The sequence below is a fragment of the Clostridioides sp. ES-S-0049-02 genome (assembly GCF_020658465.1).
Taxonomy (GTDB): domain Bacteria; phylum Bacillota; class Clostridia; order Peptostreptococcales; family Peptostreptococcaceae; genus Clostridioides.
The window spans coordinates 1-255 of sequence record NZ_JACVWG010000095.1 but is presented as its reverse complement, the minus strand read 5'-3'; the positions used below and the strand labels follow the sequence as shown (position 1 = coordinate 255).

The following is a 255-nucleotide window of genomic DNA, read 5'->3' as shown; positions in this document are numbered from 1 at the left end:
CTTTTTTCTTTACTCTAAATCCTTTTCTTAACATTGGTTGATTTGAAATGTCAAAGAAATCTTTTATTTCATTAATAGCGTCTTTAAATTCATATTTATTTATATGTATCAATAAATCTATTAAGCTACCTATATGGCCACAAGAACTATAGCAATGAAATGTTTTGCTTTCTGTATAATAAAATAATTTATATGAATCACCATTATGGCATAAATGAGTATTAAATATCAATTGTCTATCATTGCTTTTAGAAG

General features: G+C 23.9%; 1 protein-coding gene. It reads right to left on the bottom strand.

Annotated features, from left to right (window positions below; all coding sequences use genetic code 11):
- Window positions 1–255: CHC2 zinc finger domain-containing protein (locus IC213_RS21450; protein ID WP_227863596.1), on the bottom strand; the 255-nt coding region annotated here is incomplete at both ends.